This window comes from Guyparkeria sp. WRN-7 (assembly GCF_001641825.1).
Lineage (GTDB): Bacteria > Pseudomonadota > Gammaproteobacteria > Halothiobacillales > Halothiobacillaceae > Guyparkeria.
Genome location: NZ_LRFH01000016.1, coordinates 18,797 through 31,169 on the forward strand (window position 1 = coordinate 18,797; position 12,373 = coordinate 31,169).

At 67.2% G+C, this 12,373-nt stretch carries 13 protein-coding genes; 10 read left to right on the forward strand and 3 right to left on the reverse strand.

What is annotated here, in order from left to right; translation table 11 throughout:
• Positions 1-56 precede the first annotated feature (56 nt).
• The 4 genes from AWR35_RS08365 to AWR35_RS08380 are packed head-to-tail and all read left to right on the forward strand — an operon-like array spanning position 57 to position 3,516.
• A complete protein-coding gene (locus AWR35_RS08365) occupies positions 57-1,394 on the forward strand; it encodes a YcjX family protein (protein WP_058575509.1) in 1,338 nt (445 codons plus the stop codon).
• A 20-nt stretch (positions 1,395-1,414) separates the two neighbouring features.
• Positions 1,415-2,407 (forward strand): DUF697 domain-containing protein, encoded by a 993-nt coding sequence (locus AWR35_RS08370; RefSeq protein WP_058575510.1) that lies wholly within the window; start codon positions 1,415-1,417, stop codon positions 2,405-2,407.
• Positions 2,408-2,431: 24 nt separating this feature from the next.
• Positions 2,432-2,893: a VOC family protein gene (locus tag AWR35_RS08375; RefSeq protein WP_058575511.1), complete on the forward strand. Its 462-nt coding sequence runs from the start codon at positions 2,432-2,434 to the stop codon at positions 2,891-2,893.
• Positions 2,890-3,516, forward strand: a complete 627-nt coding sequence (locus AWR35_RS08380) for a DUF2238 domain-containing protein (RefSeq protein WP_058575512.1) — start codon at positions 2,890-2,892, stop codon at positions 3,514-3,516. The genes AWR35_RS08375 and AWR35_RS08380 overlap by 4 nt, the downstream gene beginning before the upstream one ends.
• 11 nt (positions 3,517-3,527) lie before the next feature.
• On the opposite strand, the gene AWR35_RS08385 is transcribed toward AWR35_RS08380, so the two are convergent.
• The 3 genes from AWR35_RS08385 to hemB all read right to left on the reverse strand — a co-directional run bounded on the left by AWR35_RS08385 (position 3,528) and on the right by hemB (position 6,726).
• The gene (locus tag AWR35_RS08385; protein ID WP_058575513.1) at positions 3,528-4,448 is read right to left on the reverse strand and encodes a sensor domain-containing diguanylate cyclase; all 921 of its coding nucleotides are present in this window, start codon (positions 4,446-4,448) and stop codon (positions 3,528-3,530) included.
• Between the two features lie 172 nt (positions 4,449-4,620).
• Positions 4,621-5,682, reverse strand: coding sequence for a GGDEF domain-containing protein (locus AWR35_RS08390; protein ID WP_058575514.1), 1,062 nt, complete (start codon positions 5,680-5,682; stop codon positions 4,621-4,623).
• Positions 5,683-5,730: 48 nt separating this feature from the next.
• Positions 5,731-6,726, reverse strand: a complete 996-nt coding sequence (gene hemB, locus AWR35_RS08395; protein WP_058575515.1) for a porphobilinogen synthase — start codon at positions 6,724-6,726, stop codon at positions 5,731-5,733.
• Positions 6,727-6,833: 107 nt separating this feature from the next.
• On the opposite strand from hemB, the gene AWR35_RS08400 reads away from it, so the two are divergent.
• The 6 genes from AWR35_RS08400 (at position 6,834) to lptG (ending at position 12,344) form a co-directional block, all read left to right on the forward strand.
• Positions 6,834-7,256, forward strand: coding sequence for a hypothetical protein (locus AWR35_RS08400; RefSeq protein WP_058575516.1), 423 nt, complete (start codon positions 6,834-6,836; stop codon positions 7,254-7,256).
• Between the two features lie 172 nt (positions 7,257-7,428).
• A complete protein-coding gene (locus AWR35_RS08405) occupies positions 7,429-7,971 on the forward strand; it encodes a DsrE family protein (RefSeq protein WP_058575762.1) in 543 nt (180 codons plus the stop codon).
• Positions 7,972-8,035: 64 nt separating this feature from the next.
• The gene (locus tag AWR35_RS08410) at positions 8,036-8,653 is read left to right on the forward strand and encodes a pyridoxamine 5'-phosphate oxidase family protein (RefSeq protein WP_058575517.1); all 618 of its coding nucleotides are present in this window, start codon (positions 8,036-8,038) and stop codon (positions 8,651-8,653) included.
• 95 nt (positions 8,654-8,748) lie between these two features.
• The gene (gene yegQ, locus AWR35_RS08415; RefSeq protein WP_058575518.1) at positions 8,749-10,164 is read left to right on the forward strand and encodes a tRNA 5-hydroxyuridine modification protein YegQ; all 1,416 of its coding nucleotides are present in this window, start codon (positions 8,749-8,751) and stop codon (positions 10,162-10,164) included.
• A gap of 4 nt (positions 10,165-10,168) precedes the next feature.
• The gene (gene lptF, locus AWR35_RS08420) at positions 10,169-11,260 is read left to right on the forward strand and encodes an LPS export ABC transporter permease LptF (protein ID WP_058575519.1); all 1,092 of its coding nucleotides are present in this window, start codon (positions 10,169-10,171) and stop codon (positions 11,258-11,260) included.
• Positions 11,247-12,344 (forward strand): LPS export ABC transporter permease LptG, encoded by a 1,098-nt coding sequence (gene lptG / locus AWR35_RS08425; RefSeq protein ID WP_058575520.1) that lies wholly within the window; start codon positions 11,247-11,249, stop codon positions 12,342-12,344. The genes lptF and lptG overlap by 14 nt, the downstream gene beginning before the upstream one ends.
• Positions 12,345-12,373 lie beyond the last annotated feature (29 nt).

The following is a 12,373-nucleotide window of genomic DNA, read 5'->3' on the forward strand; positions in this document are numbered from 1 at the left end:
ACTGGCTCGACTACCATCGGCACACCTTAGTTCTTACGCGGGAATCACTGCATTCAATGGCCTCTGACTCGTCCACCTCCCCGCTCGCCGGCTGCCCGGTCACCCGCATCGGCATCACGGGCCTGTCCGGGGCCGGCAAGTCGACGCTGATAACGGCGATCATCAATCATCTGGAGAATGCCCGCCGGGGCGCTCTGACCGACCAGCCCGGGCTGGCGGCCATTCGCCACGGCCGCTGGCATCGCGAGATCGAGCGGGCATTCGACTACGACCACGCCCTGACGGCCCTGACCAGCCAGCCGCCCAGCTGGCCCGAGTCGACCCGCGACTGGTCGATTGCACGCCTGACGCTCGACTACCAGCGACGCTGGTACTCGCTGCGCCCACGGCGACGTTGCCTGGAACTGTTCGACTACCCGGGCGAATGGCTGCTGGACCTGTCGCTGCTCGACTGGTCCTACGCCGATTACACGGCCCACTGGCGCGACTGGCTGGCGCATCGCCCGCGTCGCGAGATCGCCCCGGGCCTTCTCGACGAGCTGGCGGCGATCGATCCGGCCGCACCGCTCGATGCGGAGCGGATGGCGGCACTGTCGCAGCGCTGGTCGATGATGCTGGCCGACAGCCGCCTGCCGCCACACCGCCTGTCGCGCAACCTGCCCGGGCGCTGGCTGATGCCCGGCGAGGGGTTCGACCCGGACGCCATGCCGTTCCTGCCGTTGCCACGGGCACTCGAGGCCGATGACGCCGACTGGCCCGACGGGTCCTGGGGGCAGGTCTGCCGCGACCACTTCACGTATTACCGCGACCGGGTCGCCCGGCCGTTCTTCGAGTCGCACTTCGGCCGGCTGGATGCCCAGGTGATCCTGGTCGACCTGCTCGGCGCGTTGCGCAGTGGGCGCGACGCGCTGGCGGACATGCGCGCGGCCCTCGAATCGATTCTCGAGCCGTTTCGCTATCGCGACGGTCACTGGCTGGCGAACCTGTTCGGCCGGCGCATTCGCCGGGTCGCGATCGTCGCCACGCAGATCGATCACCTGTTGCCGGCGGACCAGGCCCGGTTGACCCGGCTGCTCGACAGCTACCTGTTCGAGCTGACCCAGTCGCTGGCGGGCAAGGATGTCGAGCTGCGCCTGTTTGCCGTCTCGGCGGTGACGGCCGCCCAGTCGCGCGAGGATGGCCGCGGTGAGCCGATGCTGGTGGGGACCGAAAAGAGCTCGCGGCAGAAGATCGCCTTCACCCCGCCGAGCATTCCCGAGCAGATGCCGCACGATCTCGATCTGGCCATCGACGATCTGCCCACGCTGGCGCCACCGGCCGGACTGGACCGGGCCCGGCCGTTCCCCGGCCGACGCGTGGACAGCCTGCTCGACTTCCTGATCGGGGAACACTGAGATGCACTTGGAGAACCGGCATGACTGACGCTCGATCCTCTCGCGACGGCCATCTGGCCACGCGGATTCATGCCCAGGGCGAGGGCGTGCCCGATATCGATCCCGAGGCACTCTACGACACGGCGGAGCTGGGCGATGACGGCGAGAGCCTGCTCGAGCCGCGCCGCGGCTTTCCCTGGCTGTCGACATTGCTGGCTGTGGTGGCGGTCACCTGGATCGCGATCAACTGGCTGCAGGCCATCTACTGGGCGCACGCGACACATCCGGCGCTGGGCTGGGTGGTGTTCGCCATCGGGGTGTTCGTCGGTGCTGCCGGGCTGGTGCTGGTCGGGCGGGCCTGGCGGCAGCGTCACCAGATCGACGCGATCACGCGACTGAACCGCCGGTTGGCCCGGGCCGAGAGCGACGGCGAGGTGGGGCATTCGGTGGTCGAGCTGCGCGAGGCCGCCGAACACCTGCTCGCGGACAACCCCTACCGCAAGACCTTCGAGGACAACCTGCTCGGCATCGACGCCGGCAGTCACGCCACCGAGCTGGTGGTCGCCCTCGAACGCGGCTATGCCGAACCGGATGCACGCGCCCGGGCCCTGATCCAGCGCGAGGTGGTGCGCACCGGGCTCTTCATCGCCGCAAGCCCCTATCCGGCGCTGGACCTTCTGCTGGTGGCCTGGCGCAACGCGCGCATGGTCAATGCCATCGCGAGGATCTACGGGCTGACGCTGTCGTTTCCGGCGCGCTGGCGGCTGTACCGGATGATCGTGCAGAACATGGCCTTTGCCTCGGCCACCGAGACCGTGCTCGATTCGGCCAGTGAAGGCTGGGCGAGCAACCTGCTGGTCAATCTGGGTGCCCGCGCCGGGCAGGGCGTGGCCGTGGCGCTATATTCCCTGCGTATCGGTCGGCAGGCGATGCGCGCCTCGCGGATCGCCCCGGAGCACCGGCCGCTGGTCGACCGCAATCTGGCCCGCCTGATCCTCAGCGCGATCCGCGAGCGGTCCGCCGACAACCGTTAGCGAGTCATGCCGGGAGGGCAGGGGATGGAACAGCGTGTGAGTGTCATCACCCTGGGCGTGACGGACCTAGCCCGTTCGCGGGGGTTCTACGAACAGGGCATGGGTTGGGTCGTCGGCGACAGCGCCGCCCAGATCGTGTTCTTCCAGCTCAATGGCATGGTGCTGGCGCTCTACCCGCGTGAGGCGCTGGCCCGGGATGCTTTGGGAGAGGATGTCGGTGTGCCGGCCACGGGCAGCGGCTTTGCGGGCATCACCCTGGCTCACAACGTGCGTTCGCCGGCGGCGGTCGACGAAGTGCTCGCGCAGGCCGAGCGATCAGGTGGCCGCATCGTCAAGGCCGCGGCAAAGGCATTCTGGGGTGGGTATTCCGGCTATTTCGCCGATCCGGACGGGCATCTCTGGGAGGTGGCCTACAACCCGTTCTGGACGCTCGATCCGGACGGCACGATCTGGCTGGACGCCGAACTCGGGGACCAGACCGGATGACGACCCGCGTGGGCGAGCGGCCCTGGCTTTTGACCGGCGGGACGTTGCTGGTCCTCGCCGCGCTGATCGCCTCCGGCATCGACCCGTACGACCGCGCCACCTGGATGCTCGAGGTGGCCCCGGCGGTCATCGCCCTGCCGACCCTGTGGTTGACTCGCCATCGCTTCCCGCTGACGGCAATCGTCTACGTCGGCATCTTCCTGCACGCGCTGGTGCTGATCTACGGCGGTGCCTACACCTATGCGCGGGTGCCGCTGGGGTTCGAGTTGCAGGACTGGTTCGATCTGGCGCGCAACCCCTACGACCGCATCGGGCATTTCTTCCAGGGGTTCGTGCCCGCGCTGATCGCCCGCGAGATCCTCATCCGGGGGGCGTTCGTCCGCGGGCGATGGATGCGCGACTTCCTGGTCGTTTGCGTGGTGCTGGCCATCAGTGCGAGCTACGAGTTGATCGAGTGGGGCGTGGCGGTATTCGCCGCCGACGGTGCCGTGGCCTTCCTCGGCACCCAAGGCGACCCCTGGGACACGCAGTCGGACATGTTCCTCGCGTTGGTGGGCGCACTCGCCGCGCTGGTCACGCTGTCACGATGGCAGGATCGCCAGATCCGTCGGTTGTCCCGGTAGCGCTAGTCCGCTCACGCGAGCGAATGGACGCAGTTGCGGCCGCCGTCCTTGGCCCGGTAGAGGTGGCAGTCGGCGGTCTCGAGCAGTTCCAGCGCGTCCATCGCATCGGTGGGAATGGCGGTGGCCACACCGAAGCTCGCGGACAGGTGCGGCCCGATGGGCGAGGTGGCGTGGAGGATGCGCTGGTCGAGGATCAGCTGGCGGCAGCGGTCGGCCACCGCGTGGGCGGCCGTCTCGTCGGTGTTCGGCAGCAGGAGCAGGAATTCCTCGCCGCCGAAGCGGGCCAGCAGGTCGCCGGCGCGCGCACCGGATGACTCCAGCACCCGGGCGACGGCCTTGAGGCAGTCGTCGCCGGCCAGGTGGCCGTACTCGTCGTTGTACTGCTTGAAGTAGTCGATATCGAGCATCACCAGCGAGATCGGCTGGCCGTGGCGCTTGGCGTTGGCCCATTCGACCTCGAGGATCGAGTCGAACATGCGCCGGTTGGCCACCCCGGTCAGCCCGTCCCGCAGCGACAGGTCCTCCAGCTCCTGCTGCAGGCGCAGCAGCTTCTCTTCGCTGGCCTTGCGCTCGCTGATGTCGAACATGAAGCCGACCAGACTGTCGACCCGACCGTCGGCGTCGCGCATCACGTGCACCACGTCGCGGATCCAGACGTAGTCGCCGTCCCGGGTGAGGGCGCGGTAGTCGGCCTCGTGGTCGGCGCCGGCCTTGGACTGGGCGACGCAGAAATTGACCACCCGCTCGCGGTCGTCGGGATGCATGCGCTCGGCCCAGTCGTCGATGCCGACCCAGCTTTCCGGGCTCCAGCCGAGCAGTGCCTCGATCTGCGGACCGATGTAGGAGAAGGTCAGCGTCTCCCAGTCGATCTTCCAGGGGATCGCCTTGGTGGATTCGAGCAGGGTCCGGTAGACCTCGTGGTCGGGTTCCATGGTGTGTTCGGGGCGTGTCACGGTGCCGTCTCCCTTCAGCCGGTGAAGTCCGGGGTGCGAGGTGGGCGAACGCCCACCGACAAGCCTGCCTCTTCAGGGCGGGATGCCGATGCCCCTTGCAGGGCAATTTATAGCGAAAGTGCGTGAACGGGAAGCACCAGTCTCGGCAGTGTCACGCGGTCGTGCCGGATCCTACGGTATTCCTACCGTCTGCCTTGGCCGCGTACAGGAGCCGATCTGCTTCGGCGAGCACCGTGTTGACGTCCTCGGTCTCCGGGTCGGCACCGATCGCTCCGAGGCTGATAGTTACCGATATGGAGTGGCCGGCCGCGGATATCGGGGTGGAGGCCACGGCCTGCCGGAGTGATTCGGCACGCTGTCGTGCCTGGGCCTGGTCGCAATCGAGCAGCAGGATGGCGAATTCGTCCCCGCCGAGGCGGCCGACGAGGTCGTTCTGGCGCACGTTCGCCTGCAACCGTTGCGACACCACCGAGATCACCCGGTCGCCGACGACATGACCGCAGCTATCGTTGATGCGCTTGAAGTGGTCGATGTCCAGCAGGACCAGGGCATAGGGGCGTTCCTGCGCCCGCAGGGTTTCTCGCATCCGATTGAAGTACTCGACGAAGTGGCGTCGGTTTGCCACGCCGGTCAGCGCGTCACGGTTAGCCAGCGTCTCGACCTGTCGGTGGGCATTCTCCCGTGATCGCTCCTGGTAGTAGGCGATCAGCCCGAAGCCAGCCAGGGCGCCAAACAGGTTGATCAGGGTGGCCACCGGTTGCAGCGCCGGCCAGTCATCCCGCTGGAAAATCACCAGCAGGGTAATGACGACGGAGTAGGTCAGATAGATCGCGGTGCCGCGACGGGTGCCGAGCAAGTAGAAGGCGATCAACGCGAAGAAGACCACCCAGGCCAGGGCGGAGAATCGCGCCTGCACATAAATGAAGTAGAAGATGATCAGCAGCCCGGTGATCAGAACGGTCACCCAGGCGGCCCGATCGGCATTGCCGTTGAGGCGCAGATCGAGCAGGGAAGCGGCGGCCACAAGGAACACGATCAGCTCCATGGCCGCGAGCGAGTAGGCCTGGAAGTGGATCGCGTTGATCAGGGCATACGTCAGTGCGATGGCGGCTATCACGCCAAGGAAGAATCGCGACAGTCCCGCACGTCTCTGCTGCTGTCGCGTGTCGCTGTCGTCGCCGTACTGGTCCGCGTTTTCCTCGATTTCCGCCATGCCGTTGATTCCCTGCCCCCCGGTGAAAGCCCTTCTGACGTCGGAACGTCAGAGCTGACGGGCGATATCGAGTGCGGCGTAGGTGAGGATGCCGTCGGCGCCGGCGCGCTTGAAGCCGGTCATGGTTTCCATGATGCACTTGTCCCAGTCGAGCCAGCCGCGCTCGGCGGCGGCCTTGAGCATCGCGTACTCGCCGGAGACGTGGTAGGCGAAGGTCGGCACCTCGAGGCGCTGCTTCACCCGGTAGATGACGTCCAGGTACGGCATGCCCGGCTTGACCATCACCATGTCCGCGCCCTCGGCGAGATCGGCGGCCACCTCGTGGATGGCCTCGCTGCCGTTGGCCGGGTCCATCTGGTAGGTGGTCTTGTCCGCCTTGCCGAGGTTGGTGGCCGAGCCGACCGCGTCGCGGAACGGACCGTAGAACGCCGAGGCGTACTTGGCGCTGTAGGCCATGATGCGGGTATGGATGTGGCCCTTGGCCTCGAGGTTCTCGCGGATCGCGCCGATGCGACCGTCCATCATGTCCGACGGGGCGACGATGTCCGCACCGGCCTCGGCGTGGGACTCGGCCTGACGGATCAGCACCTCGACGGTCTCGTCGTTCAGGACGTAGCCGCTCTCGTCGATGATGCCGTCCTGCCCGTGGGTGGTGTAGGGGTCGAGGGCGACGTCGGTCATGATGCCCAGCTCCGGGAAACGCTCCTTGAGGGTGCGCACGGTGCGCTGGACCAGCCCGTCCGGGTCGTAGGCCGCCTCGGCGTGTTCGGACTTGGCTTGCGGCGGGGTGACCGGGAACAGCGCCAGTACCGGGATACCCAGTGCCAGGGCCTCTTCGGCCAGTTTCGACAGGTTCTCGATCCCGAGGCGCTCGACGCCCGGCATCGACTCGACCGCCTCGCGCCCGTTGGGATCCTCGAGCACGAACACCGGCAGGATCAGGTCGTTGGCGGTGACCGTGTGTTCCTGCATCAGGCGGCGACTGAACGCGTCGCGACGCATGCGGCGAGGACGGTAGGCGGGATACGAGCGCGAGAACGGCATGTCGGGCTCCGGTTGGCGTTTGTGAGCGAAGGGTCGGTAGGATAGCAATACGAACGCGCCCGTCACATACGCCCGTGACGGCTCGGGCGCAATCAGACGGAGGGGGCATGTACGAATTCACGTTTCTCACGCCGGACGGCGGGGCGGGCTTCATCAAGCGGCTTGAGGCCGAGGGGCTCGAGGTCACCGTGACCAGCGACCCGATCGCCGAGGAGGCGACCACGGTGTCGATCCCGGACGACATCGACGAGTCGCTCGCTGACCGGATCGAGGAATGGTACGAAGAGGAGACCCAGGCGGCCGAGGCCGAGCTGTTTGCCAGTGGCGATGCCGAGGCGGATGTCTCAGCCGGGGTCTGGGTGCAGTTGAGCGACGGTCGTTCCAGCTTCGCCCCGGTGCCGCCGGACATGGTCAGCCGGATGCTGTCGGTGTTGAGCGCCGACGAACTGGGTGACTTCGTCTCCCGGATCGCCAACGCCGTCGAGCACCCTGACGACACCCCGATCTGCCGCCGGCCTGCGGGCGATTGACCCTCGCGGTAGCCGGGCGGTAGTTGGCAAGGCGCTGTTTTTGCCGCGCTCTCGCCGTTCGAATCGCCTACGCTCAGGGTAGGGCAACCGGATCACCCCGGCCCGATGTGGGCCCGTCGCCGCAAGGCGCCCCATCGGCAAAGCCGATCCGGCCCGGCGAGAGGTGCTGATCATGACATGCCCGATTCCCACCCGTTCGTATTGGCGCCAGGCCGTCCTGGTATTCGCACTCTGCTTTGCCTTCGGATCCGGTTCGGTCTGGGCGCAGGCCAAGGAGATCACTCCCGACTACCAGCCGCCGAAGGTCGTCTACGACTTCTACCTGGATGACCCGCAGAAGATCGGCGCGGCGCTCTACTGGATCCGCTCGCTGGTCAACCCGCTGCAGGCGGCGCCCTACAACATGGATCCGATGCTGGACATGGACATCGTGGTGATCATCCATGGCACCGAGATCGTCACCGTGGCGAAGAAGAACGAGGAGAAGTACGCGACCGCCGTGGCGCGGATGCGCTACTACGCCAATCTCGGGGTGGATTTCCACGTCTGCGGGCTGGCCGCCGAGGACTACGACTACGACCGCGAGGACTTCCAGGACTTCATCACCATGGTCCCGTCGGCCTTTACCGACCTGGTTCACTACCAGCAGCAGGGCTATGCCGTGATCAAGCCCGAGGTGTTCGTGCGCACGCAATCGATCGAGTCGATGCGCTGACAGTCGTCCTCGCCGGGTTTTGCCGTATCCTTGGGGCACGCCCATCCGTCCCGAGGAGCCCGGTTTGGACCCGCACCAGATCCAGTCGATCGACCAGCTCGACGCCCTGTTCGACGCGCCCGGCGAGGCGGCCATCCGCAAGGAGGTCGATCACCTCGTGCCGGTCTACCGGCGCCTGATCGAGGCCTCGCCGTTCTACGTCATGGCCACCGAGGGCGCCGGCGGTCTCGACTGCTCGCCGCGCGGCGATCCGGCCGGTTTCGTCAAGGTGCTCGACGAGCGCCATATCGCGCTCCCCGAACGGCGCGGCAACAACCGCATCGACAGCCTCAGGAACCTGGTCGAGGATCCGCGGATCGGCCTGTTGTTCCTGATCCCGGGCAAGGGCGAAACGCTGCGGGTCAACGGCCGGGCGCGCATCACCACCGATCCGGCCCTGATGGAACAGGCGGCGATGCGGGGAAGGCCGCCGCAATGCGTGATCGTGGTCGAGATCGAAACCGTCTTCTTCCAGTGCGCCCGGGCCCTGCTGCGTGCCCGGTTGTGGGATGCCGAGAGCCGGGCGCTGGCGGACGACACGCCGACGGCCGGCGAGATGCTTGCCGGCGTGCCCGAGTCCGACATCGACGGGGCGGCCTACGACGATGGTCTGGACGAGCGCCAGGAGCGCACCCTCTATTGAGGCCATCGCGGATGGGGGATGACGCGGGGCCTTTTCGGTCAACCTGTTAGAATCGCGCGCCACACACGCACCAGATCGATCCGGAGCCCCCTCTTATGACCCAGGCCTCCCAAACCGGCACCACCCGCAAGGCGCCCGAGTTGCTTTCCCCGGCGGGGACGCTCAAGTCGATGCGCTATGCCTTCGCCTATGGCGCGGATGCCGTCTATGCCGGCCTGCCGCGCTACTCGCTGCGGGCGCGTAACAACGACTTCCTCGAGGACAACCTGCGCATCGGTATCGAGGAGGCGCATGCCGCCGGCAAGCAGTTCTTCGTCACGGTCAATCTCTCGCCGCACAACAGCAAGCTCAAGACCTTCATCCGCGACATGGAGCCGATCGTCGCGATGAAACCGGATGCCTTCATCATGGCCGACCCGGGCCTGATCATGATGGTGCGCGAGGCCTTCCCGGAGATGCCGATCCATCTGTCGGTGCAGGCCAACACGGTCAACTGGGCCACGGTGAAGTTCTGGGAATCCGTGGGCGTGACCCGCGTGATCCTGTCGCGCGAGCTGTCGCTCGACGAGATCCGCGAGATCCGCGAAAAGTGCCCGAACATGGAGCTGGAGGTGTTCGTCCACGGTGCCCTGTGCATCGCCTACTCGGGGCGCTGCCTGCTCTCGGGCTACTTCAATCACCGTGATCCGAACCAGGGCACCTGCACCAACGCCTGTCGATGGGAATACACCCCGCAGAACGCCTCCGAGGACATCTCCGGCGTGGTGCGCCCGGAACCGGCCGACGAGAAGCCCATCTCGCTCGATGCGCTCAATGCGGCCAACCCGATGCGCGACGGCGCGATGGGCGAGCAGGAACGCCACCCGCTGGCCGACCAGGTCTACTTGCTCGAGGAGAAGAGCCGTCCCGGCGAGCAGATGCCCATCGAGGAAGACGAGCACGGCACCTACATCCTCAACTCGCGCGACCTGCGGGCCGTGGAGCACGTCCAGGCGCTGGTCGACATCGGCGTCGACTGCCTCAAGATCGAGGGGCGCACCAAGTCGCACTACTATGTCGCCCGCACCGCGCAGGTCTACCGCCAGGCGATCGACGATGCCGTCGCCGGCCGGCCGTTCGACGAGTCGCTGATCGCGGATCTCGACAACCTCGCCAACCGCGGCTACACGGACGGCTTCTACAAGCGCCACCACACCCAGGAATACCAGAACTACATCGAGGGTGTGTCCAAGAGCCGTCAGCAGCAGTTCGTCGGCGAGATCAGCGAGGTCGAGGGGCCGTGGGCGCGGGTCGAGGTCAAGAACAAGCTCAAGGTCGGCGACCAGGTCACCTTCCTGCTCCCCGACGGCAACCGCGTCGATAAGCTCGCCGAGATGCAGACGCTGGAAGGCGAGCCGTTGGACGAGGCACCCGGTGGCGGCTGGCGTGTGCGCCTGCGCCTGCCGGAAGGGGCCGAGGCCTTCGGCGACCGCCTGCGCTACGGGCTGATCGCCCGCAACCTGGCCGACTGACGGCGTGCGGCTGGGCGGTTACCTGCGCCGTGAGGCGCTGATCTCCATCGGGGCGGTCGCGACCGTCCTGATGCTGATCATGGCGACCAACCTCCTGGCTCGCGCACTGTCGCTGGCCGCGGACGGCACGCTGCCGGCGGCACTGGTGCCGAAACTGCTGGGATTCAACCTGGTCAAGATGACCATGTACGTCATGCCGGTGGCATTGTTCATCGGCCTGATGTTCGCGCTCGGCCGGCTCAACCGCGACAGCGAGCAGACCATCATGCGCGCCAGCGGCTTCGGTCTGTGGCGGATCACCGCGGCGTTGTTGCCGATCGGCGTGATCCTCGCGGCGCTTACCGCCTGGATTTCCGTGTATGGCTGGCCGATGGCCGAGCAGGCACGCGACAGCATGGTCAAGGGTGCCCAGACCGACTACATCGGCCAGCAGGTGCCGGTGGGCCGCTTCATCGAGGCGAACGACGGCCGCCTGGTGGCCTACGTCGGTGCGACCGAGAACGGCGGTTATCGACGCATCTTCCTGTACGACCGTTCCGAGGATGGCTCCATCGCCATCGAAAGTGCCCCGAGCGGGGTGATGGTCGAGGAGGACGGACGTCGTTACATCGCGCTCGAGGACGGCCGACGGATCGCGGGGCAGGTCGGTGAGGCCGACTGGAACCGGCTCGACTACGAACGTCACCTGATGCGCCTGCCCGGACAGTCCGACGAGGACGAGGTGCAGGCCCACGTGCGCTCGTCCGCGGCGCTCTGGGCCTCGGGCTCGCCCAACGATCGGGCGGAGCTGTTCGAGCGCCTCTCCCAGGGACTGGTGGCGCTGGTGCTGATGCTCATAGCCATCCCGCTGGCGCAGGCGCCGCCGCGCAGCGGACGTTACGGGCGCCTGTTCTGGGCCTTCCTGATCTACGCGCTGTACTTCAACGCCGTGCCGCTGGCCGCCGACGGCATCGAGGCCGGCCAGTACGGCCTGGGAGGTGCTTTGGTGGCCGCGCACGGGGGCTTCGTGCTGTTGTGGGCGGCACTGTTCTGGTCCGCGCGCGGCGGCTGGGGCCGCTTCCGTCGACTCTGGAAGGGACGCCGTGAATACGCTTGACCGCTATCTGATCCGCAGCGTGGTCGCCGGTGGCCTGGGGGCCTCGGCCGCCTTCGCCGTGCTGATCCTCGTTTTCGGCATGATCGACGAGGCGAGCAAGATCGGGGCGGACTACAGCACGCTGCAGGCGGTATGGTTCGTCGTGCTGACCACGCCCGGCTATCTCTACGAGCTGTTTCCGGTCACCGTGCTGGTCGGCGGGCTGTTGAGCCTGGGCGCGCTGGCGGCGCACTCCGAACTGACCGTGATGCGCGCGACCGGCATGTCGTTGTTGCGTCTGGCCCGGCCGGTGCTGGTCGCCGGGGTGATCCTGGCCGCCCTGGGCACGGTGATGGGCGAGACCATCGGCTCCTGGGGCCAGGCGAAGGCGAACACGATGCGGGCCGCGGCGACCGAAAGCCAGGTGAGCACGGATCTGGCCAGCGGCTTCTGGCTGCGTGAAGGCGACCGGATCGTCAATGTCGAGCGGGCGCTGGTCGACGGCCATCTGATCGGCCTGCACGTGTTCGAGCTGTCGGCCGACGGCCGGCCGCAGCGGGTGATCCAGGCGGCGCGCGCCACGAGCCTGGGCGAGGATCGCTGGCGGCTTCGGGGCGTGGTCGATACGCGCCTGCCGATCGCCGAGCCCGAGGGCAAGGTGACGGTCGAGCGCGCCCGCAGCCAAGAGATGACGCTGTTCGACCAGCAGGTGATCGAGATCGCCGCGCTCAATCCGCGCTACATGAACGTCGCCCAGCTGTCCGAGTATGTCGCCTATCTGGAGCGCAACCAGCTCGACGCCTCGGTCTACGCCACGGCGATGTGGTCCCGGGTGGTCCAGCCGATCTCGGTGCTGGCAATGCTCCTGGTGACGCTGCCGTTCGTCTTCGTCGCCCAGCGGGGCGGGTCGGCCGGACGCTGGCTGTTCATCGCCATCCTGCTGGGCGTGGCCTACATGACGCTGACGCAGATCGTCTCGGCGCTGGCGCCGGCCTACGGTATTTCGCCGATCCTGAGTACCATCTTGCCACCAGCCCTGTTCTCGGCGGCCGGGGTGGTGGCCCTCTACCGGGCCACGCCGCGCACGCGCCGACAGGCGGCCTGACGCTTACCGGTAGCCTTCAAGCGAACTCA